The sequence below is a fragment of the Thalassotalea euphylliae genome (assembly GCF_003390395.1).
Taxonomy (GTDB): domain Bacteria; phylum Pseudomonadota; class Gammaproteobacteria; order Enterobacterales; family Alteromonadaceae; genus Thalassotalea_F; species Thalassotalea_F euphylliae_C.
In genome coordinates this window covers 4,336,045-4,357,276 of the sequence record NZ_QUOV01000001.1, presented here as the reverse complement: position 1 = coordinate 4,357,276, position 21,232 = coordinate 4,336,045, and the positions used below count along the sequence as shown (strand labels likewise).

Below are 21,232 nucleotides of genomic sequence, written 5' to 3'. Positions count from 1 at the left end.
TTGTGATGCGGCTGCACGTGCGAGTTGGTTTGATTTACCCTCAACAAAGTTTTCAAACGTGTACTTATTTCGAACGTTCGTCGTTTTAGGTAAGTTGGTTTCAGGCTCTTTTGCTGGCGTTTCGGCTAGGTTGCTACCCGTATTGTGATCGACTGAGCTAACCTGTGTATTAACAGGTGTTTGTTGAACTGGCTTAGCACCAACATCAAAACGCAACAGCGGTGGATTACTGGTTTCGGCCAAAGACACGATCGTAGTGATCCGCTCAACGTACTTATCGCGCACCCAATCAAGTACAAAGCGATTTGGCGCATACAACGTCATAATATTGTCTTCGACGACACACTGCAGTGGGCGGATCCACATGCTGAATTGTTGAGCGGGTAATTCTTCCTGCAATACTGAAAGGCAACGCTGCCAAAGCGAATGATCCAACGGAGGCTCCTGGAAATACTTCCTTCTACGATCTTGCGTGGGTAAGACGATCTTATCTGCGCTTGAGAGGGATAGGAAAAGTAAAATTATTATACGAATTGATCAATTATCCCTACAGTTATCCACAGATGCAACTGGAAAACCGTTAAAAATAACTATGAAAAAACAACGTTAAAATAAACCATTGTTAAATATATAATATTTTTTTCATTAGAATAATTTAATTGATCTTTAATTGAGCTAATAATATTTTTTCATTAGCCGAAAACCAACGGATTTGACACTAAATTCTGATTTGCATGTGATTAAATTGTGGATAGTTGCAAGATCTAAACGATCCTCTGATTGATCGCTATTTATTAAATCTGACTAATATATTGACAATTGTTCGTACACTATTTAAAATTCGGCCTCTTTTTTAGACCTGTGTGCTCACAACGGCTGTTTTGCCAGGGCAACAACAACCGAACGGAAAAGCGTAATGAAAAGAACATTTCAACCTTCTGTATTAAAGCGTAAGCGCAACCACGGCTTCCGTGCACGTATGGCTACTAAAAACGGTCGTGCCGTTTTAGCACGTCGTCGTGCAAAAGGTCGTGCTAAGTTAAGCGCTTAATTTCGTAAGAGACTACATCTTGCGAAATATAGGTAACCGCAGTACTTCAGTGACATAATTTCAATGAACGATATGGTTACTTATGAATTTAGCCGGGAGTCAAGAATATTGACTCCCGGACAATTCCAACAAGTCTTCTCAAAATCTTCTCGTTTTGGCTCTAGCCATTTCACTATCCTAATTACTAAGAACAAGTTAGACAAACCTCGTCTAGGTTTTGCTGTCGCGAAAAAACGCGTCAAATTAGCTGTTCAACGTAATCGCATTAAACGCCTTACACGCGAAAGCTTTCGATTAGCTCAACACGATTTACCCAATATCGATATTGTCGTTATGGTGAAATCTGGTATTGATAATCTCGACAACGCCACCATTAATAAACAATTGGTAAAGACATGGCGAAAAATCATTCAGCGCCACAAGCCTTAGCCATAGGCCTAATAAAACTCTACCAAAAGTTTATCAGCCCTTTATTGGGCAATAATTGTCGCTTTCAGCCAACCTGCTCTAGTTATGCCATTGAAGCAATTAATCGCTTTGGGGCAGTAAAAGGGAGTTGGTTAGCGCTTAAACGTATACTAAAATGCCACCCACTCAATGCGGGTGGAGAAGATCCCGTACCACCAACCAACAAAGAGAAATAACATATTATGGAATCCCTACGCAGTATGCTTTTTATTGGCTTATTGGTAGTCACCTATATGCTCTATCAGCAGTGGCAGCTTGACTATGCCTCTGCCCCAGTGCAACAACCGACTGCTAGCCAAACAAGCGAAGATACGCCTGCTTCCGATGACTTTGTTCCGGCTTCATCTGAAAACACTAAAGAGATTGCCGCACCAACAGCTGCCAATAGCCGTTTAATTGAAATCACCACTGATGTACTAAAGGTGAAAATCAATACGCAAGGTGGTGACATTGTTGAAGCAACGTTACTTGCTTATGAAACTGAGCAAGGTAGTGGTGTTCCATTTACCATCATGCAAAATGGTCAAATGAAGTACATTGCGCAAAGTGGCTTAACGGGTGCTAACGGTATCGACCGCACAGTACCGGGCCGCCCTATTTACCAAGTTGCGCAGTCAAACTTCACTATGGTTGACGGTCAGCCGCTAACTGTTGCGTTAAACTATGTTAGCGACACAGGCTTAGCCGTTACTAAAACTTATACGTTTACGCCTAATAGCTACAAAGTAAATGTTGATTACCAAATTCAAAACAACATGGCTGCTCCAGCAAGCGTACAAATGTATGGTCAACTGAAGCAGTCTAGCTATGTCGATAGTTCATCAGGCTTAATCCCAACTTACCGTGGTGCAGCCTACTCAACTACCGAAGAGCGTTACGAGAAGTACGACTTTGAAGACATTGCCGATGCCAACCTAAACAAAACTACGCAAGGTGGCTGGGTTGCGATGCTACAGCATTACTTCGTGTCTGCTTGGGTACCAGCACAAGATGCCGCTAATCAGCTTTACACAAGCTACAGCAGCGCAGGTGATGCGGTAATTGGCTTTAAAGCGCCTACGCTAAACATTGATGCCAATACCACAGCAACCACAGGTGCGGTTTTCTACGTTGGTCCAAAAGACCAAGACGCACTAGAGCAAATCGCCGATGGTTTAGACTTAACCGTTGATTACGGTTTCTTATTTATGATCAGCCAACCGCTATTCTGGTTACTACTGCAAATTCAAGCATTGGTGAGCAACTGGGGTATCGCTATCATCATTATCACGATTATCGTAAAAGGTGCTATGTACCCGCTAACGAAAGCGCAATACACCTCAATGGCAAAAATGCGTGAGTTGCAACCGAAAATGGCGCAATTAAAAGAGCGCTTCGGTGATGACCGTCAGAAGATGTCACAAGCGATGATGGAGCTATACCGCAAAGAAAAAGTAAACCCAGCCGGTGGTTGTTTACCAATTCTAATTCAAATGCCAATTTTCTTAGCACTTTACTGGGTATTCCTAGAAAGTGTTGAGCTTCGTCACGCAGAATTTGGCTTATGGTTGACTGACTTATCATCTAAAGACCCATACTTTGTATTACCAGTACTAATGGGTATCAGTATGTTCATCATGCAGAAGATGACACCAATGACCGTACAAGATCCAATGCAGCAAAAAATGATGCAATACATGCCGCTGATCTTTACGATTTTCTTCTTCTGGTTCCCATCAGGCCTAGTACTTTACTGGTTCATCAGTAACGTGATTTCAATCATTCAAATGAAGATTATTTTCGCGGGGCTAGACAAGCAAAAGGCGCAAGCGAAAGCATAAGCCTAATCGCGATAACAAAAATATACTCAGTTCACGTAACTAGAACTGAGTAATGTGAAAAGGTGGCACTAGCCACCTTTTTTGTTTATCCCTCACCAAGTTATAATAGCTTGGTATTTATCCAACATTAATCACTACAGAGCACCATTATGTCGGCAACTTTATCTAGCAACACAGAAACCATCGCAGCCCAAGCGACCGCCCCAGGTCGAGGTGGTGTCGGTATCATTCGTGTGTCAGGTCCTAAAGCAAGCGAGGTTGCCGAGCAACTATTAGGTAAATGCCCTAAGGTGCGATACGCCGATTACTTAAATTTTAATGATTTGAAGGGCAACACCTTAGACCAAGGTATTGCGCTGTTTTTCAAAGGTCCTAATTCATTTACCGGTGAAGATGTCCTTGAGCTACAAGGACACGGTGGTCCCGTAATTCTCGACATGCTGCTCAAAGAGATATTGCAAATCAATGGCGTGCGTATGGCTAAGCCAGGTGAATTTAGTGAACAAGCGTTCTTAAACGACAAGCTCGACTTAACCCAAGCCGAAGCCATTGCCGACTTAATTAACTCTAATTCAGAGCAAGCTGCCCGCAGTGCCCTGCACTCACTGCAAGGTGACTTTTCTAAACTCGTTCATCAACTGGTTGAGGATGTTATCCACCTGCGCATGTATGTTGAAGCGGCGATAGACTTTCCCGAAGAAGAAATTGATTTTCTCGCCGACGAAAAAGTCCTTAATAGCCTCAAAGGCATAATCACTCGAGTTGAAGACGTTCAGCAGCAAGCCAAACAAGGCAGTATTATTCGCGAAGGGATGAGAGTGGTCATCGCAGGTCGCCCTAACGCGGGTAAATCAAGTTTACTTAATGCCCTCAGTGGTAAAGAAACCGCAATTGTCACCGATATTGAAGGAACGACTCGTGATGTCTTATCTGAGCAAATTCATATCGATGGCATGCCATTACATATCATTGATACCGCAGGGCTGCGTGAGAGCCCTGACAAAGTTGAACAAATAGGTATTGAACGTGCTTGGGCAGAAATCGCCAAAGCCGATCGAGTTATATTAATGGTGGACTCAGCCACCAGCGAACAAGAGAACCCGCGCGACTTTTGGCCAGAGTTTTTTGAACAGCTACCCGAAAAAATGGGCGTGACCATTGTTCGTAACAAGGCTGATTTAAGCGGCGCAACAACTGGCCTAAGTGGTGATAGTGAACAGCCTAGCATTACCATTTCAGCCAAAAGCGGTGATGGTATTAATGATCTCAAAGAGCATCTAAAAACCATCATGGGTTATCAAGGCAGCACCGAAGGCGGTTTTATGGCAAGACGTCGTCACTTAGTGGCGTTGGAAGCGGCGCACAATCACCTACAAACCGGTTTAGATCAATTAGAATCTTATGTTGCCGGTGAAATCTTGGCAGAAGAGTTACGAATTTGTCAGCAATCGCTCAATGAGATTACCGGTGAATTTACCAGTGATGATCTACTCGGTAAGATCTTCTCTTCTTTCTGTATTGGTAAATAATCGCACGACTCAAACAGTGCGATAGTTAACATTAAAATATTGCTTGCTCTTCATGACTGTCGAGCAAGCACAATTATTCCCGTGTATACGTTAAGCTCACTTGGTTAACGAAACTTTTAGTCACTATTTTTAGCCATTATTATGATGCTTTAAACAGGTCTCAAGCATCTGTTGGTTATACTCGACCATATATTGCTTTACCTGTTTTCGCATTTCTGAACTTTCACCTTGTTGCTTAACATCGCCCATATTCGGCAAGAAGTTAGCGCCACATTTTGCTTTGTATTCTTGATAACGCGACTGGTCCGTGCCCGGAAATTGTGGCATTCGCGTCGATGTCGACAGCAAGCGAAAATCTTGATTAGCAATCGCACTAGCGACTGCATCGTTGGCCGTTATACCTTGATAACTGGCTTCAAGCATTTCTGCTTCTTGCTTTGACGCAGCTGCTAATGTTGAACTTGTAGCTTCACTCGCCTGATCACTTTTTTGGCAAGCTGTAAGAGAAAACGATAATAACCCTATTATCAGTGAATATATTTTCACTTGCGCTCTCCTTGTTGATCAAAGCCACGGACACGGAAACTACTAGCGACGAACAACAAGAACGTTAACCAATAAAGGCTACCACCACCAGAGCCGCCAGACTCATTGGGTGCCGGTGTTGGCGGTTGAGGTGCAGCATTCACGGTGATATTCAATAGCCCAGTGGCAGATACCCCAGAGCTATCACTCACTGTATAAGCAATGCTTTCTTGGCCACTAAAGGTTGCCGCAGGTGTATAGCTGATCTGATTATTAGAAACACTGGCTTGTCCATTACCTGAATAGTCAATGCTAGTCAGAGTTAAGGTATCTCCTGCATCAGGATCTGAATCATTCGCCAACACATCAATTAACTGGCTTCCAGCGCCTTGCGTTAACGTAATTGAGTCATTGTTTGTTGACGGAGGGTTGTTCACGTCAACTTCATTAACGGTAATAATCAAATTGGCGGTATCGGTTGCCCCACTGCTATCACTAACCGTATAGCTAATCGTCTCCTCACCGATAAAACTGGTTGCAGGCGTATAACTGATCTGGTTATTTACAATACTCGCTTGACCATCACCTGTATAAACCAGTTGTGATAACGTTAAGTTATCTTGAGCATCAACATCAGAATCATTGCTAAGTACATTAATTTGTTGCGTATTGGCGCCCTGTACTAGCATTAACTCATCATCAGTTGCTACAGGTGCATCATTAACGGCTGCAACGGCCACTTGCGCGCTAAACACAGGAGTTTGCTCGCTACCTGCAACAGCACGTACTTCAATAGACAAGCTGCCGTTAAAGTTGGTATCTGGAATGACGGTCGAATCCTCGACAGAGTAATTATCACCTTCAGAAATTATCAAGCTATCAGCAACTTGCCCTTGAATCGTAAAATTAGCCACAGAGAGTGTTAATTGTTGGTCTTCATCAACTGCTAACGGATTGCTCAACCCCGTAATTTCAAATGATAGCGCTTGCGAATTATTAACGCTAAATCGCCCCTCATTTACGGCAAAAAATACATTGTCGGCACAACTGACCCTAAGCCGTGCATTATTGCTACTTAACGCCGGTAAATTAACGGTAAAGCTGCCAGTATTCGGCGCACTTGTTGCCAGGTTTACATCGAAAGTATTACCACCATCAAGTGACAAGTCTATTGCCACTGCTGCGCAGTTGATTGGGGTAAGATCAGTACCAGCAACATTCCATTGAACAAGCTGCTCAGCACTAGTCCAACTATCATTCAGTGATGGCTCAGTAACCGCAAACGTTTCCCCAGTATTTACCACGTTAACGACAGTATTATCAGAGGCAACCCCGCCATTGTTATCACGAACAATTAAACGAAAATTCAAATCGCGATTAGTGGTAGCAAAGCTTTCACCAAGCGTGAGGGTACCAGAAAGCACATCGGTCAGCCTTGGAAACGTACGGCTTGGCACTGATTGGGGAGCAAACACACGAAACAAAGGACGTTGGCCATCATCAACTTGTTCGCTAGTACCATTGCTGCCAGGACCTAAGTCAAACTGTTGCCAGTCATAAGTAAGTTCGTCACCATCTTCATCAGTACCCGTGCCGGTCAGCGTAAATGGGGTATTGGCTGGAATACTAAAGTCACTCCCAGCATCAGCGACAGGGTTTCTATTCACTTGTTCGGTACTGATTCCACAACTTGGAAAACGGGCAAGATGACTCGCCATTTGATCCATTGAATGCCCATGAAAGAATGGATCTGCCCTAAATTGAATATTTTGACTACCGCAAATGCCTGCATACGCCATAATAGTTGAACCACTGCCTACTTCATAACTGCTGCCAGCCGCGCGATTACCACCACCACAAGAATCGGTTAAGCCGTTAAACGTATGGCTAGCACCAAACTGATGACCAAGTTCGTGAGCAACAAGATCGACATAAAATGAACTACCCGTTGGTCTAAATGATCCCGTTGCGCCACCTCCTTTGATGCTATCAATACAAACAGCGCCGAGAAATGCCAATCCACCGCCATCGGTACCAAGTACGTGACCAACATCATAGTTGTTACTACCAATGATGTTCGAGATCACCCGTGTTGACTCATCACTGTCATTGTTAAGTTCATTCTGGAAAGGATCGCTTGCTGCGTCAGTGAAAATTAGTTGATCATTGTTAGCCACTAAGATCATCCGTACCGCAAGCTCTTGCTCGAAAATCATGTTAATGCGATTAACCAAGGTCGCAAGCTCGGCCATAACGTTACTAACACTGCCTTGGAAAAACGCCGTGTACTCCCCTGTGGTGGTAATAGCTAATCGATACTCTTTGAGTTGCACTGGCGTACGTGCGGCTTTTACCGTTTGGTTAGCTTGTTTTGATTGTGCAAGTTCTTCGCTTAACTGACGGGTTACCTTAGGTTGATAGCGCGTTGCTGAAGCTTGCCCATGCTCAAGTGCATCTTGCTGGTAATAACTGGTATAAACGCGGTTGTTATCAAGATATTTAGGATCGAGATAAACCAATTTACCTTGATGGTAGAACATGCCGCGAAAGCCCGCTGGCGTAAGTTCAAATTTACCAACGTTATCAGGCTGATTAACTTGAACCCCATTAAATGTCGCAATATTGGGATACTTTTCAGCTAACGCACCATCAATAGCCCTGCTTGGCGATAAAGTAAAATTCACCAGCTCACCAGTTGGCAATGGCACACTAATAATAAAAGCTTCGGCTTGCTGAGCGTCTGTAACGGCATCAACATTGGCTGAAAGCTGAGTAAAATCAATTTGTGATAAGTACTCTTGTCTGGCGAAACTGCGCACGTTACTTTGTACATCACTGCTTGCCGACATTAAGCTGCTGCTATCGCTGGGTTTATTGGCTATCGTCGTCCAAGCATTAAATACACTGTGCACTTGTTGTTGTGTATCACTATAGCTATGCCCTGAAACAAATAGCATCAACCATGGAATTAAGGATATTTTCTTTATCATGCGAACCGCCTGCATAATGAGTTTGCTGCGTTAAAAGTTAATGGTCGTCGCAAATTTAATGCGATTAGAACAATAGACCTGTCAGACCGTAAAAAAGTGCTAAGATGCCGCATATATTTTTATCAGAAGTTAACCTCTTTTTTTATGGCATCTTTTCAAATCATTATTGGCAGCATGCTTGGCGGTACAGAATATGTCGCGGAAGCATGTCAAGAAACGTTAGAGACCCTTGGCCACCAAGTAACTCTGCATTACACCCCTGAATTTTCTGAGATCGAGCAAAAAGATCAAACTTGGTTGATCTGCACCTCCACACATGGCGCAGGTGACTACCCAGACAATATTCAAGCATTTGTTACCGATCTCGAAAATAGTCAACAGGATCTTATACACACTAAATATGCCGTGATCGGTATTGGTGATACTAACTACGATACCTTTTGTTATGCAGCAAAAAACGTAGATAAACTTTTAAATTCAAAGTCTTGTACTAAAATAATTGACATCAAAACTATTGATATCACACAAATAGACGATCCTGAAACAGCAGCGCGAGAGTGGCTTGATACACATAAAGATCGCTTATCCTGATCTTATTAAGTCTTTATCCACATTTAGATATATAAAAAACATCAAATGTGGATAAATAACGTATAACCCGGTTAATTAGTTATTATTATTCAGTTGGTAAATAAATTAACAATGTGGACTGTGGATAAATAGCCTTGTTGATCATAGCTTTTACCGCACTAGATCAAACTTTGATCACAAGATCATGATCAATTAAAGATCATGATTTGTATATGCTTTTTATGCTTATCCACAAAAAAGCGCAAAGCTAATAAGAAATAATAATAAGATCTTTATATAGATCTAAATATTTATCTCGTGATCCACAGCCGATCTTTTTACAAAAATGATCATTCCCCTGACTTTAAAAACAATGCTAAAATACGCCTCTTTTTTCCGGTGTTATTTGTTGAGTGAGTGAGTTCATGTGGTATCAAGATACATTTGATGTAATTGTTGTTGGTGGTGGTCATGCTGGCACTGAAGCTTGTTTGGCTGCAGCTCGAATGGGCTGTAAAACCCTATTGCTAACACACAATATTGATACACTTGGACAAATGTCATGTAATCCTGCGATCGGCGGGATCGGCAAAGGGCATTTAGTGAAAGAGATCGATGCACTAGGCGGGCTAATGGCAACAGCGATTGATCACGCTGCGATCCAATTTAGAACCTTGAATGCTAGTAAAGGGCCTGCTGTTAGAGCAACGAGAGCACAAGCTGATCGCGCTTTATATCGCTCATTTGTGCGCCACACACTGGAAAACCAACCAAATCTGACCATCTTTCAACAACCTTGTGATGACTTGATCTTAGAAAACGATCAAGTGGTCGGTGTTTCTACGCAAATGGGCTTAAAGTTCAAAGGTAATGCAGTCGTACTTACTGTGGGAACTTTCCTTGCTGGTCAGATCCATATTGGTCTTAACAATTATCAAGGTGGACGTGCTGGCGATCCTGCTTCAGTAAATTTAGCTTCTCGTCTGCGCGATATGCCATTTCGAATTGATCGCTTAAAAACAGGTACACCGCCGCGTTTAGATGCACGAACGTTAGACTTTTCGGTGATGCAAGAGCAACCTGGAGATACACCAAGACCGATTTTCTCGTTTATGGGATCTCATGACGATCATCCAGAGCAGATCTCTTGCTACATCACCCATACTAACGAGAAAACGCACGACATTATCCGCTCTGGCTTGGATCGCTCGCCGATGTATACCGGTGTTATTGAAGGAATTGGTCCACGCTATTGCCCATCAATTGAAGATAAGATCATGCGTTTTGCCGACAAAGATACCCACCAGATCTTTGTTGAGCCAGAAGGCTTAACAACGCATGAAGTCTACCCTAATGGTATTTCAACGAGCTTGCCATTTGATGTGCAAATGAATTTAGTTCGATCGATCAAAGGTTTTGAAAATGCACACATTACTCGCCCTGGCTATGCCATTGAGTACGACTTCTTCGATCCTCGCGATTTAAAACAAACGTTGGAAAGCAAGTTTGTGAATAATCTTTACTTTGCTGGCCAAATTAACGGTACGACAGGTTATGAAGAAGCGGGTGCTCAAGGTTTAGTGGCTGCAACGAATGCGGCATTGCGTGTACAAGGTAAAGATGAATGGATCATTGGTCGTGATCAAGCCTATATGGGCGTGTTAATCGATGATCTTGCGACCTTAGGCACTAAAGAGCCCTACCGTATGTTTACTTCGCGTGCTGAATATCGCTTATTGCTCCGTGAAGACAATGCCGATATTCGTTTAACAGAGAAAGGTCGTGAGTTAGGCTTAGTTGACGATGCGCGATGGGCACGCTTTAACGAGAAAATGGACAATATCGAGCAAGAGCGTCAACGCTTAAAATCGGTATGGGTGCAAAAAGATCATCCCGCGGCGGCTGAATTAAATCCGCAATTAAAGAACCCGATCAGCAAAGAAGCGACGTTAGAAGATATTTTGCGTCGCCCAGAAACCAAATATGCACAAGTGATGTCGATTGACGCTTTTGGCCCAGCGATTGAAGATCTGCAAGCGGCTGAACAAGTTGAGATCCAAATTAAGTATCAAGGCTATATCGATCGCCAAATGGATGAAATTGAAAAGAAAAAGCGTCATGAAAATACCGTCATCCCCGTTGATTTCGATTACAGCCAAATCTCTGGCTTATCCAATGAAGTCGTCGCCAAGCTAACTGATGCTCGCCCAGAAACCTTAGGCAAGGCGTCACGTATTTCGGGAATTACTCCTGCGGCGATTTCATTATTGCTGGTATACTTGAAAAAACACGGCTTATTGCGCAAAACCGCCTAACGTATTAATGCGTTTAGGCAAGCGCACAGACTAACGCTTGCTTAGCAAAACAATAGACAAAACTAGATGTTGGCAGATAAATTACGCGCCCTTGTGGCGCAAACTGATATTTCCTTAACCGATCTTCAATTTAATCAGTTAATTCAATACGTCGAACTACTCGACAAATGGAATAAAACCTACAACCTGACTTCCGTTCGCAATCCAGAAGAAATGTTGGTTAAACATATTCTTGATAGCCTAGTTGTTGGTCAATTACTTAATGGTAATCGCTTTATCGATGTTGGCACTGGGCCTGGCTTGCCTGGCATTCCTCTTGCCATATTGTATCCTGAGCGGAATTTTGTATTATTAGATAGCTTAGGAAAACGTATTACGTTTTTACGCCAAGTTGTCTATCAATTGAAGTTAACCAATGTCGAGCCTGTGCAATCACGGGTTGAAGCACATATTCCAGCACAAGCATTTGATGGAGTGTTAAGCCGTGCATTTTCTTCATTGCAAGACATGGTGTCTTGGTGTCATCACTTGATTGACAGTGAAACTGGCCGTTTTTATGCGCTAAAGGGACAATACCCAGAAGATGAGCTGGATGCTTTACCTGAAAATGTTACGTTAGTGGCAAGTCATGAATTGCATGTTCCTGAATTAACCGGCGAACGACACTTAATCGAATTGAAAAAGAATAACTAGACTTCGAGGCACTTGTGGGCAGAATTATTGCGGTTGCAAACCAAAAAGGTGGCGTGGGCAAAACCACGACATCAGTCAATTTAGCTGCTTCGTTAGCGGCAACCAAACGAAAAGTATTATTGATTGATCTTGATCCTCAAGGTAATGCCACTATGGGTAGTGGTATCGACAAATATGAAGATCTGGTGACTAGTTACGAACTACTGGTTGAGCAAAAGCCGTTTGACGAAGTCGTTTATCGTGAAACTTCAGGTTTATACGATCTGATTGCTGGCAATGCGGATGTCACCGCGGCAGAAATTAAATTAATGGAAGTCTTTGCGCGTGAGTTAAGACTGCGCAATGCCTTGGCACCTGTAAAAGATGATTATGATTTTATTATCATTGACTGTCCACCGTCGCTAAACATGTTAACGGTGAATGCCATGGCGGCGGCAGATTCGGTGTTAGTACCAATGCAGTGTGAATATTATGCACTAGAAGGGCTAACTGCGTTGATGGAAACCATTTCTCAGTTGACCTCAGTAGTGAACAGCGAATTAAAGATTGAGGGAATCCTACGAACCATGTACGATCCGCGCAATCGCTTAGCTAATGATGTTTCTGAGCAGTTAAAGCGTCATTTTGGTGATAAAGTCTATCGCACCGTTATTCCAAGAAATGTTCGTCTCGCCGAAGCGCCAAGCTTTGGTGCGCCTGTGATGTATTACGATAAATCATCAACAGGTGCGAAAGCGTATTTAGCGCTTGCTGGTGAAATTTTAAGACGCGAAGAGTTGGCTAAGCAGCCAAAAACTGAAGAAGTCACTGACTAATAAAATATAAACGTCACTTAAAATAACAATATTTGAAGGATTGATATGAGCCCTGCAAAACGTCGCGGTTTAGGCCGAGGTTTAGATGCTTTGTTAACACAAGCCCCTAAGGCTGATGAAAATGTTGATAACGACATGCAAGACGTTAGTGCAGCGCCAGAAAAAGGTGAATTGCGTAAATTACCGATTGAGCAATTGCAACCGGGTAAATATCAACCGCGCAAAGATATGTCGCCGGATGCGTTAGAAGAATTATCCAGTTCGATTAAGGCACAAGGTATTATCCAGCCAATCGTTGTGCGCAGTGTTGGTGATCACCAATTCGAAATTATTGCGGGTGAACGCCGTTGGCGCGCAGCTCAACTAGCTGAACTTGCTGAAGTCCCATGTTTGGTTAAAGATGTAGCGGATGAAGCCGCTGTCGCGATCGCACTGATTGAAAATATTCAACGTGAAGATCTTAATGCGATGGAAGAAGCGATAGCATTAGAACGCTTATTGACTGAGTTTGAACTAACTCACCAAGAAGTCGCCGAGGCGGTAGGAAAATCGCGCACAACAGTGACAAACTTACTTCGTTTAAATAACCTGAATGACGAAGTAAAAACCTTGCTAGAGCATGGTGATATTGAAATGGGTCACGCCCGTGCTTTGTTATCACTTGAAGGCGATGTGCAAAACACTACTGCACGTACTGTTGTGGCAAAAGAGCTGACAGTGCGTGAAACAGAAGCCTTAATTAAAAAAGTGCAAGAGCCGCCAGCAGAAAAAGCGCCTCAGCAACCGGATCCCAACACAGTGTCATTGGAACAACAGCTAGCTGAGCGTCTAGGATCGCAAGTGTCGATCAGCCACAACAAAAAAGGCAAAGGCAAGCTGGTGATTTCTTATACCAACCTTGAAGAACTTGACGGCATTTTGGCGAAAATTCACTAATTCCTAAGTTTCTACCTTAAACATATTTATATCCAAATCCGATAGTGTTGTTGTTAGCCATCAACACTATTTTCTTTTTATTTTCTGCTATTCACTGTTTATTCGTTAGTGATGCGATAACTTTTAATTACCTTACTAAATATAGGGAGTTAAATAGGCTGATCACACTGTAGAGAATAGTTTAACTTTTTGATATTTAAGGTTATATATCCAAACCGGTTAACCAGTAAGTTAAATTACTCAATGCGAACATTTAGGTATCAATTTCCTCAATGTTACACATTTTTCACATATTCCCTTTTTTCGTACAAAATACCAGCGTTCGTAGCCCTATTTGGTTGCAATAAAACCGTAATTAAGTATACTTGCGAGGATTTTTTGAGTTGAAATTTTCTCACTCAAAAAATGTAGGTTTTACGAAGGTTTTCGTTAGAGGTTGTCAGTGTGAATCAGTTGGTTAAGCCCGGTCGCAATTTAGCGCGGCAACAATTGATTTTTGCCTCTACACTAACTCTAGTTTCTACCATATTGATTTATTTTAGTTGGGGGTTAAGCCATGCCCAGTCAGCCTTGGTTGGCGGTTGTATCGGCATAATCCCTAATTTTGTGTTTGCCCTGTATGCGTTCAAATTTGCAGGGGCTAGCGCCGCCAAACAAGTAATGGATTCATTCTTTAAAGGCGCAAAAATAAAAATGGTTCTAACGGCGCTATTATTTGCCTTGAGTTTCAAGTTTCTCAATTTATCGTTAGCCCCATTTTTTTGCACATATGTAATCGCGGTCGTGTCTCCCATTGTCTACGCCGCACTGAGCAGATTTACTTTTAATCAACAATAATTGGGATACAAGATGGCAGCAGATACTGGCTCTTATATCAAGCACCATTTGACTAACGCGAAAATGTGTATGTCTGACGGCGGCGTCGCTTTTAACAAAGCGTGTGCTGATGCCGGCTTCTGGACTTTACACGTTGATACGCTTGCTTGGTCAATTGTTCTAGGCTTGGTTTTCTTACTTACCTTCCGTTCAGTCGCTAAAAAAGCAACGACAGGCGTTCCAGGCAAACTTCAGTGTGCTGTGGAAATGGTTGTCGAGTTTGTTGACAAGAGCGTAAAAGAAACATTTCACGGTAAAAACGCACTGATTGCGCCATTGTCATTAACTATCTTCGTATGGGTATTGTTAATGAACGCAATGGACTGGGTACCAGTTGACTGGATCCCAACAATTGCAGGTTTAATTGGTCAATACGGTTTTGGTATGGACCCGCACGATGTTTACATCAAATCTGTACCAACCACTGATATGAACATGACATTTGCCCTTTCAATTGGTGTCTTTGCATTAATTATCTACTACTCAATTAAAGTAAAAGGTATTGGTGGTTTCACTAAAGAACTGACGATGCAGCCATTTGGCCATTGGGCATTTATTCCAGTGAACTTCATCTTGGAAACCGTTACTTTGATTGCGCGTCCAGTATCATTAGCACTACGTCTATTTGGTAACTTATACGCAGGTGAATTGATCTTTATCTTGATCGCAACCATTGGTTTATTCCAATTACCGGTTCACTTCCTATGGGCTGCGTTCCACTTATTAGTAATTCCGCTTCAAGCCTTTATTTTCATGATGTTAACCATTGTGTACTTAAGCTTGGCGCATGAAGATCATTAATTCTTTGGGACTGAATTAATAATTAAAAACCCAAAGGGTTATCAGGACAGGAAGTCCGCAACAATTTTTTATTTTTTAACTTTATAACTTACTTTAAATAATCGGAGATTAATATGTTATATATCGCTGTTGCATTGCTAATCGGCTTAGGTGCTTTAGGTACTGCGATTGGTTTTGGTCTATTAGGTGGTAAATTCCTAGAGTCAGCGGCTCGTCAACCTGAGCTTGCACCTCAACTTCAAGTTAAAATGTTCATCGTAGCTGGTCTTATCGATGCGATCGCGATGATCGGTGTTGGTATCGGCCTATACATGTTGTTCGCGTTAGCTTAATCGAAAGAGTCTTAATTAACCGCGAATTACTGTAAATAGGAGCTAACGAATATGAATATTAATGCCACCCTTATCGGTGAATCTATTGCATTTATCGTATTTGTAATCTTCTGCATGAAGTTTGTGTGGCCGCCAATTATGGCTGCTATTGAAGACCGTCAGAAAACAATTGCTGATGGCCTTGCTGCTTCAGACCGTGCTGCTAAAGACCTTGAGCTTGCTCAAGAGAAAGCTGCTGCACAGTTAAAAGAAGCAAAAGCACAAGCTGCTGAGATCATTGAAGCTGCGAAAAAACGCGAAGCACAAATGATCGATGAAGCTGCTGAAAAAGCACAAGCCGAGCGCGAAAAAATTATCGCGTCTGGTCATGCAGAAATTGAGTCTGAGCGCAACCGTGCCAAAGAAGAGCTACGTCAGCAAGTGTCTGCGTTAGCTGTTGCTGGTGCCGAGAAAATTCTTGAGCGTTCAATTGATGCCGCTGCACACAGCGACATCTTAGATAAATTAGTCGCTGAACTTTAAGGGGTATAGAGCATGTCTGAATTGACAACTATCGCTCGCCCTTACGCTAAAGCAGCGTTCGAATTTGCTGTTGAAGCTAAAGCGGTTGAAAGCTGGTTAGAAATGCTAGTTTTTGCTGCTGAAGTTTCGAAAAATGACACCATTACTGGCTACCTTTCAGGTAACGCGTCAGTAGAACAAGCAAAGGAAATTTTCCTTGGTGTTTGTGGTGAACAGCTAAATGAACAAGGCCAAAACCTCGTGAAGGTAATGGCGGAGAACGAACGTCTGTTGGTGCTACCACAAGTTGCTGAACAATTCGCTGCCCTAAAAGCAGAGTTTGATAAAGAAGTAACTGTCGATGTGTCGTCTGCTGTTGAATTATCAGCTGACCAACAATCAAACATTAGCGCCGCGCTTGAAAAGCGTTTGGCTCGTAAAGTGAAGCTTAATTGTGTTGTTGACGCAAGTATCGTGTCTGGCTTGATCATCAAAGCCGACGACATGGTAATTGACGGGTCTATTCGAGGTAAATTAGACCGTTTAGCAACAACAATGCAATCTTAACGGGGAACAGAGCATGCAACTGAATTCCACTGAAATCGCCGAACTGATCAAAAAACGTATTGAACAGTTTGACGTAGTTAGTGAAGCTCGTAACGAAGGTACTATCGTTTCTGTAACTGACGGTATCATTCGCATCCACGGTCTTGCTGATGTAATGCAAGGTGAGATGATCGAACTTCCTGGCAACCGCTACGCAATCGCGCTTAACCTTGAGCGTGATTCAGTAGGTGCGGTTGTAATGGGTCCTTACGCAGACCTAGCAGAAGGCGTAAAAGTTAAAGGTACAGGCCGTATTTTGGAAGTACCAGTAGGTCGTGGTCTTTTAGGCCGCGTAGTTAACACTCTAGGTGAGCCGATTGACGGTAAAGGTCCAATCGACAACGATGGTTTCGCACCAATCGAAGTTGTAGCACCAGGTGTTATCGATCGTAAGTCTGTTGATGAGCCAGTACAAACTGGTATCAAATCAATTGACTCAATGATTCCAATCGGTCGTGGTCAGCGTGAGCTTATCATCGGTGACCGTCAGGTAGGTAAATCAGCGATCGCACTAGATGCAATCATTAACCAGAAGAACACTGGTATTAAGTCAATCTACGTAGCTGTTGGTCAAAAAGCATCAACTGTAGCTAACGTAGTACGTGCATTAGAAGAGCACGGCGCATTAGAAAACACTATCGTTGTTGTTGCGTCTGCATCAGAAGCTGCTGCACTTCAGTACTTAGCACCATACTCTGGTTGTACTATGGGTGAATACTTCCGTGACCGCGGTGAAGATGCGTTAATCGTATATGATGATTTGTCTAAGCAAGCTGTTGCTTACCGTCAAATTTCATTGCTACTTCGTCGTCCGCCAGGTCGTGAAGCCTACCCAGGTGACGTTTTCTACTTGCACTCACGTCTTCTAGAGCGTGCAGCGCGTGTAAACGAAGCTTATGTTGAGCGTTTCACTAACGGTGAAGTTAAAGGCCAAACAGGTTCATTAACAGCTTTACCTATCATTGAAACACAAGCGGGTGACGTTTCTGCATTCGTACCAACCAACGTAATTTCAATTACCGATGGTCAGATCTTCCTAGAGTCGAACTTATTCAACTCAGGTATTCGCCCAGCGGTTAACGCAGGTATCTCGGTATCTCGTGTTGGTGGTGCTGCACAAACTAAGATCATCAAGAAGCTTGGTGGTGGTATCCGTTTAGCATTAGCTCAATACGCAGAATTAGCAGCCTTTGCTCAATTCGCTTCTGATCTTGACGATGCAACTCGTGCACAATTAGAGCACGGTCAGCGCGTTACTGAATTGATGAAGCAAAAGCAATTCAGCCCGCTATCTGTTGCTGAGACAGCTGTATCACTATTTGCTGCTGAAAAAGGCTACTTAAACGATGTTGCAATCAACAAAGTTGTAGACTTCGAAGCTGCATTGTTGTCTTACGTAAACAACGAGCAAGCTGAGTTGATGGCTACTATCAACGAGAAAGGCGACTATAACAAAGATATTGAAGCAGGTTTGGTTAAAGCACTTGATACATTCAAGTCTACGCAAACTTGGTAATAGTTAACTTTTTCGGAGAGAAATAGTCATGTCCGGCGCTAAAGAGATAAAATCGAAGATTGGAAGCGTACAAAATACGCAGAAGATCACCAGCGCAATGGAAATGGTTGCAGCCAGTAAAATGCGTAAAGCGCAAGATGCTATGGCTGCCTCTCGTCCATACGCTGAAAATATGCGAAATGTGATCGGTCACATCGCGCGAGGTAACTTAGAATACCGCCATCCATATATGGAAGAGCGTGAAGTTAAGCGCGTAGGCTATATCGTTGTCTCCACAGACCGTGGTCTTTGTGGCGGCTTGAACATTAATTTATTCAAGCAAGTACTTGCTGATGCCGGTAAATGGCAATCAGAAGGCGCTGAAGTTGAATTTGCGTTAGTTGGCTCAAAAGCTACGGCGTTTTTCAACAACATGGGCGCTAAAGTATCGGCACAAATTTCTGGTCTAGGTGATCGTCCTTCAGTGACTGACCTAGTAGGTTCAGTACGCGTAATGTTGGACGCATACGACAATGGCGAAATTGACAAGCTGTTCGTGGTTTACAACAAGTTTGTAAACACCATGACGCAGCAGCCGACAATCGATCAACTTTTACCTTTGCCTAAGTCAGATGATGACGAAATTAAACACCGTTGGGATTACGTTTACGAACCAGACGCTCAAGTATTACTTGATCAGTTATTAGTTCGTTACACGGAATCGCAAGTGTACCAAGGTGTGGTTGAGAACCTAGCATGTGAGCAAGCTGCTCGTATGGTTGCGATGAAAGCCGCAACTGATAATGCTGGTGACTTAATCGGTGAACTTCAATTGGTATACAACAAGGCACGTCAAGCAAGTATCACCCAAGAATTGAGTGAGATTTGTGCCGGTGCTGCCGCGGTTTAATTAAGCAAAGGTTCTTTTATTTAAAAAGTAAATAAGAGCAAAGATTAGAGGATTAAACATGAGTACAGGTAAAGTCGTCCAAATCATTGGCGCAGTTGTGGATGTAGAATTCCCACAAGATGCTGTACCTCAGGTATATGACGCGTTAACAGTAACTGAAGGTGACCTTTCAGGCTTAGTACTAGAAGTACAACAGCAATTAGGCGGTGGCGTAGTACGTGCAATCGCTATGGGTTCATCTGACGGTTTGCGTCGTGGTCTGAACGTAGAAAACACAGGTAATAACATCCAAGTTCCAGTAGGTACTGCAACTTTGGGTCGTATTATGAACGTATTGGGTGAGCCAATTGATGAAGCTGGCCCAATCGGTGAAGAAGAAAGATGGTCTATCCACCGTGAAGCACCTTCATATGAAGAGCAAGCAGCGGCTAACGAATTGTTAGAGACTGGTATCAAAGTAATCGACTTAGTATGTCCATTCGCTAAGGGTGGTAAAGTTGGTTTATTCGGTGGTGCTGGTGTTGGTAAAACCGTAAACATGATGGAACTTATCCGTAACATCGCGATCGAGCACAGTGGTTACTCAGTATTCGCTGGTGTTGGTGAGCGTACTCGTGAGGGTAACGATTTCTACCATGAAATGAACGATTCAAACGTACTTGATAAAGTATCGCTTGTATACGGTCAAATGAATGAGCCACCGGGTAACCGTCTTCGTGTTGCGATGACCGGTCTTACAATGGCTGAGAAATTCCGTGACGAAGGTCGTGACGTATTATTCTTCGTTGATAACATCTACCGTTACACACTAGCGGGTACAGAGGTATCAGCACTTCTAGGTCGTATGCCATCAGCGGTAGGTTACCAACCGACACTTGCTGAAGAAATGGGTGTACTACAAGAGCGTATTACGTCAACTAAGCAAGGTTCAATTACTTCAATCCAAGCGGTATACGTACCTGCGGATGACTTGACTGACCCTAGCCCTGCAACAACCTTCGCTCACTTAGATGCAACCGTTGTACTTTCTCGTGACATCGCTGCACAAGGTATCTACCCAGCTATCGATCCACTTGACTCTTCATCACGTCAATTAGATCCATTAGTAGTAGGTAACGAGCACTACGAAATTGCACGTGGCGTTCAAACTACACTACAACGTTACAAAGAACTTAAAGATATCATCGCAATCTTAGGTATGGACGAGCTTTCTGAAGAAGATAAGCAAACTGTAGACCGTGCTCGTAAGATCCAGCGTTTCTTATCTCAACCGTTCTTCGTTGCTGAGGTATTCACGGGTTCTCCAGGTAAGTATGTTGCACTTAAAGACACTATTGCTGGCTTTAAAGGCATTCTTGCTGGTGAATACGATGACTTACCAGAGCAAGCGTTCTACATGGTTGGTTCAATCGAAGAAGCTGTAGAGAAAGCTAAATCAATGTAAGGTGTTTAGCCGCTAGCTCTTGAGGCAAAGCGGCTAATCGTTAGGAGGTCAAACAATGGCAGCAATGACTGTAAATTTGAATGTAGTAAGTGCCGAAGAAGCGTTGTTTTCTGGTCGCATTGAATCATTACAAATCACTGGTAGTGAAGGTGAATTAGGTATTATGCCTGGTCACGCACCTTTACTGACCTCACTAAAACCTGGCATGGCTCGCATCGTGAAACAACACGGTGAAGAAGAAGTGATTTACCTTTCAGGCGGTATGCTAGAGGTTCAACCGAATAGCGTTACTGTTTTGGCTGACGTGGCAACACGTGCCGACGACTTAGATGAGCAAGCGGCAGAGCAAGCTAAACAACGTGCTGAAGCGAGTTTAAATACTCAAAGTGGCGACGTTAACTATGCGGAAGCTGCTTCTGAGCTAGCACGCGCTGTTGCACAACTTCGCGTTATTCAAGCGGCCAAGAAAAAGCTATAAATAGCACTAAGTTTTAGTGAACAAAAACGACTTATTACTTTGTAATAGGTCGTTTTTTTTTCTGTAAAAATTGATCT

Annotated in this window: 22 protein-coding genes; 19 read left to right on the top strand and 3 right to left on the bottom strand. The window is 43.0% G+C overall.

All coding sequences use genetic code 11. The features are described 5' to 3' along the window. The coding region (locus DXX92_RS19040) for a DnaA N-terminal domain-containing protein (RefSeq protein WP_245961532.1) at positions 1-435 on the bottom strand (435 nt) is incomplete at its 3' end. Positions 436-916: 481 nt separating this feature from the next. Here DXX92_RS19040 and rpmH point away from each other — a divergent pair. From rpmH to mnmE, 5 genes are all read left to right on the top strand, one after another. After that, positions 917-1,051 carry a 50S ribosomal protein L34 gene (gene rpmH, locus DXX92_RS19035; RefSeq protein WP_116002236.1) on the top strand — a complete coding sequence of 45 codons (135 nt, stop codon included), beginning with the start codon at positions 917-919 and terminating at the stop codon, positions 1,049-1,051. 72 nt (positions 1,052-1,123) lie between these two features. Further along, on the top strand, positions 1,124-1,480 hold the full coding sequence (gene rnpA / locus DXX92_RS19030) for a ribonuclease P protein component (protein ID WP_116002528.1): 357 nt from the start codon (positions 1,124-1,126) through the stop codon (positions 1,478-1,480). Further along, on the top strand, positions 1,447-1,695 hold the full coding sequence (gene yidD / locus DXX92_RS19025; protein WP_116002235.1) for a membrane protein insertion efficiency factor YidD: 249 nt from the start codon (positions 1,447-1,449) through the stop codon (positions 1,693-1,695). The genes rnpA and yidD overlap by 34 nt, the downstream gene beginning before the upstream one ends. A 6-nt stretch (positions 1,696-1,701) precedes the next feature. Further along, on the top strand, positions 1,702-3,339 hold the full coding sequence (yidC, locus tag DXX92_RS19020) for a membrane protein insertase YidC (RefSeq protein WP_116002234.1): 1,638 nt from the start codon (positions 1,702-1,704) through the stop codon (positions 3,337-3,339). Between the two features lie 149 nt (positions 3,340-3,488). Further along, a complete protein-coding gene (gene mnmE / locus DXX92_RS19015; RefSeq protein ID WP_116002233.1) occupies positions 3,489-4,868 on the top strand; it encodes a tRNA uridine-5-carboxymethylaminomethyl(34) synthesis GTPase MnmE in 1,380 nt (459 codons plus the stop codon). A 129-nt stretch (positions 4,869-4,997) separates the two neighbouring features. Here mnmE and DXX92_RS19010 read toward each other — a convergent pair whose 3' ends face one another. Together DXX92_RS19010 and DXX92_RS19005 are read right to left on the bottom strand one after the other, a co-directional pair. Then, complete coding sequence (locus DXX92_RS19010) at positions 4,998-5,414, bottom strand: hypothetical protein (RefSeq protein ID WP_116002232.1); 417 nt, start codon at positions 5,412-5,414, stop codon at positions 4,998-5,000. Then, positions 5,411-8,383, bottom strand: coding sequence for a reprolysin-like metallopeptidase (locus DXX92_RS19005; protein ID WP_181901793.1), 2,973 nt, complete (start codon positions 8,381-8,383; stop codon positions 5,411-5,413). Before DXX92_RS19005 ends, DXX92_RS19010 begins: the two co-directional genes overlap by 4 nt. A 144-nt stretch (positions 8,384-8,527) precedes the next feature. Between DXX92_RS19005 and mioC the strand changes: the two genes are divergently transcribed. The 14 genes from mioC to DXX92_RS18935 all read left to right on the top strand — a co-directional run bounded on the left by mioC (position 8,528) and on the right by DXX92_RS18935 (position 21,155). Next, the gene (gene mioC, locus DXX92_RS19000; protein WP_116002230.1) at positions 8,528-8,974 is read left to right on the top strand and encodes an FMN-binding protein MioC; all 447 of its coding nucleotides are present in this window, start codon (positions 8,528-8,530) and stop codon (positions 8,972-8,974) included. 404 nt (positions 8,975-9,378) lie between these two features. After that, positions 9,379-11,268, top strand: a complete 1,890-nt coding sequence (gene mnmG, locus DXX92_RS18995) for a tRNA uridine-5-carboxymethylaminomethyl(34) synthesis enzyme MnmG (protein ID WP_116002229.1) — start codon at positions 9,379-9,381, stop codon at positions 11,266-11,268. 66 nt (positions 11,269-11,334) lie between these two features. Further along, complete coding sequence (rsmG, locus tag DXX92_RS18990; protein WP_220347677.1) at positions 11,335-11,961, top strand: 16S rRNA (guanine(527)-N(7))-methyltransferase RsmG; 627 nt, start codon at positions 11,335-11,337, stop codon at positions 11,959-11,961. Between the two features lie 14 nt (positions 11,962-11,975). Further along, positions 11,976-12,776, top strand: a complete 801-nt coding sequence (locus DXX92_RS18985) for a ParA family protein (RefSeq protein WP_116002228.1) — start codon at positions 11,976-11,978, stop codon at positions 12,774-12,776. Positions 12,777-12,821: 45 nt separating this feature from the next. Continuing rightward, positions 12,822-13,712, top strand: a complete 891-nt coding sequence (locus tag DXX92_RS18980; protein WP_116002227.1) for a ParB/RepB/Spo0J family partition protein — start codon at positions 12,822-12,824, stop codon at positions 13,710-13,712. A gap of 444 nt (positions 13,713-14,156) precedes the next feature. Next, positions 14,157-14,549 (top strand): ATP synthase subunit I, encoded by a 393-nt coding sequence (locus tag DXX92_RS18975; RefSeq protein WP_116002226.1) that lies wholly within the window; start codon positions 14,157-14,159, stop codon positions 14,547-14,549. 12 nt (positions 14,550-14,561) lie between these two features. Beyond that, the gene (gene atpB / locus DXX92_RS18970) at positions 14,562-15,389 is read left to right on the top strand and encodes a F0F1 ATP synthase subunit A (protein WP_116002225.1); all 828 of its coding nucleotides are present in this window, start codon (positions 14,562-14,564) and stop codon (positions 15,387-15,389) included. 113 nt (positions 15,390-15,502) lie between these two features. Continuing rightward, on the top strand, positions 15,503-15,721 hold the full coding sequence (gene atpE, locus DXX92_RS18965) for a F0F1 ATP synthase subunit C (RefSeq protein ID WP_116002224.1): 219 nt from the start codon (positions 15,503-15,505) through the stop codon (positions 15,719-15,721). A 51-nt stretch (positions 15,722-15,772) separates the two neighbouring features. Then, complete coding sequence (gene atpF / locus DXX92_RS18960; RefSeq protein ID WP_116002223.1) at positions 15,773-16,243, top strand: F0F1 ATP synthase subunit B; 471 nt, start codon at positions 15,773-15,775, stop codon at positions 16,241-16,243. Positions 16,244-16,255: 12 nt separating this feature from the next. After that, complete coding sequence (gene atpH / locus DXX92_RS18955; RefSeq protein WP_116002222.1) at positions 16,256-16,789, top strand: F0F1 ATP synthase subunit delta; 534 nt, start codon at positions 16,256-16,258, stop codon at positions 16,787-16,789. Between the two features lie 13 nt (positions 16,790-16,802). Beyond that, a complete protein-coding gene (atpA, locus tag DXX92_RS18950; RefSeq protein WP_116002221.1) occupies positions 16,803-18,344 on the top strand; it encodes a F0F1 ATP synthase subunit alpha in 1,542 nt (513 codons plus the stop codon). Between the two features lie 28 nt (positions 18,345-18,372). Next, on the top strand, positions 18,373-19,233 hold the full coding sequence (gene atpG / locus DXX92_RS18945; RefSeq protein ID WP_116002220.1) for a F0F1 ATP synthase subunit gamma: 861 nt from the start codon (positions 18,373-18,375) through the stop codon (positions 19,231-19,233). Positions 19,234-19,291: 58 nt separating this feature from the next. Next, positions 19,292-20,677 (top strand): F0F1 ATP synthase subunit beta, encoded by a 1,386-nt coding sequence (gene atpD / locus DXX92_RS18940; protein ID WP_116002219.1) that lies wholly within the window; start codon positions 19,292-19,294, stop codon positions 20,675-20,677. 55 nt (positions 20,678-20,732) lie between these two features. Further along, positions 20,733-21,155: a F0F1 ATP synthase subunit epsilon gene (locus tag DXX92_RS18935; protein WP_116002218.1), complete on the top strand. Its 423-nt coding sequence runs from the start codon at positions 20,733-20,735 to the stop codon at positions 21,153-21,155. The last annotated feature ends 77 nt before the right edge of the window (positions 21,156-21,232 follow it).

What these genes read in the sequence shown, in the direction of transcription:
- rpmH (WP_116002236.1), top strand. Translation starts at nt 917, where the DNA reads ATGAAAAGAACATTTCAACCTTCTGTATTAAAGCGTAAGCGCAACCAC.
- rnpA (WP_116002528.1), top strand. Translation starts at nt 1,124, where the DNA reads ATGGTTACTTATGAATTTAGCCGGGAGTCAAGAATATTGACTCCCGGA.
- yidD (WP_116002235.1), top strand. Translation starts at nt 1,447, where the DNA reads ATGGCGAAAAATCATTCAGCGCCACAAGCCTTAGCCATAGGCCTAATA.
- yidC (WP_116002234.1), top strand. Translation starts at nt 1,702, where the DNA reads ATGGAATCCCTACGCAGTATGCTTTTTATTGGCTTATTGGTAGTCACC.
- mnmE (WP_116002233.1), top strand. Translation starts at nt 3,489, where the DNA reads ATGTCGGCAACTTTATCTAGCAACACAGAAACCATCGCAGCCCAAGCG.
- DXX92_RS19005 (WP_181901793.1), bottom strand. Translation starts at nt 8,383, where the DNA reads ATGATAAAGAAAATATCCTTAATTCCATGGTTGATGCTATTTGTTTCA.
- mioC (WP_116002230.1), top strand. Translation starts at nt 8,528, where the DNA reads ATGGCATCTTTTCAAATCATTATTGGCAGCATGCTTGGCGGTACAGAA.
- mnmG (WP_116002229.1), top strand. Translation starts at nt 9,379, where the DNA reads ATGTGGTATCAAGATACATTTGATGTAATTGTTGTTGGTGGTGGTCAT.
- rsmG (WP_220347677.1), top strand. Translation starts at nt 11,335, where the DNA reads ATGTTGGCAGATAAATTACGCGCCCTTGTGGCGCAAACTGATATTTCC.
- DXX92_RS18980 (WP_116002227.1), top strand. Translation starts at nt 12,822, where the DNA reads ATGAGCCCTGCAAAACGTCGCGGTTTAGGCCGAGGTTTAGATGCTTTG.
- atpB (WP_116002225.1), top strand. Translation starts at nt 14,562, where the DNA reads ATGGCAGCAGATACTGGCTCTTATATCAAGCACCATTTGACTAACGCG.
- atpE (WP_116002224.1), top strand. Translation starts at nt 15,503, where the DNA reads ATGTTATATATCGCTGTTGCATTGCTAATCGGCTTAGGTGCTTTAGGT.
- atpF (WP_116002223.1), top strand. Translation starts at nt 15,773, where the DNA reads ATGAATATTAATGCCACCCTTATCGGTGAATCTATTGCATTTATCGTA.
- atpH (WP_116002222.1), top strand. Translation starts at nt 16,256, where the DNA reads ATGTCTGAATTGACAACTATCGCTCGCCCTTACGCTAAAGCAGCGTTC.
- atpA (WP_116002221.1), top strand. Translation starts at nt 16,803, where the DNA reads ATGCAACTGAATTCCACTGAAATCGCCGAACTGATCAAAAAACGTATT.
- atpG (WP_116002220.1), top strand. Translation starts at nt 18,373, where the DNA reads ATGTCCGGCGCTAAAGAGATAAAATCGAAGATTGGAAGCGTACAAAAT.
- atpD (WP_116002219.1), top strand. Translation starts at nt 19,292, where the DNA reads ATGAGTACAGGTAAAGTCGTCCAAATCATTGGCGCAGTTGTGGATGTA.
- DXX92_RS18935 (WP_116002218.1), top strand. Translation starts at nt 20,733, where the DNA reads ATGGCAGCAATGACTGTAAATTTGAATGTAGTAAGTGCCGAAGAAGCG.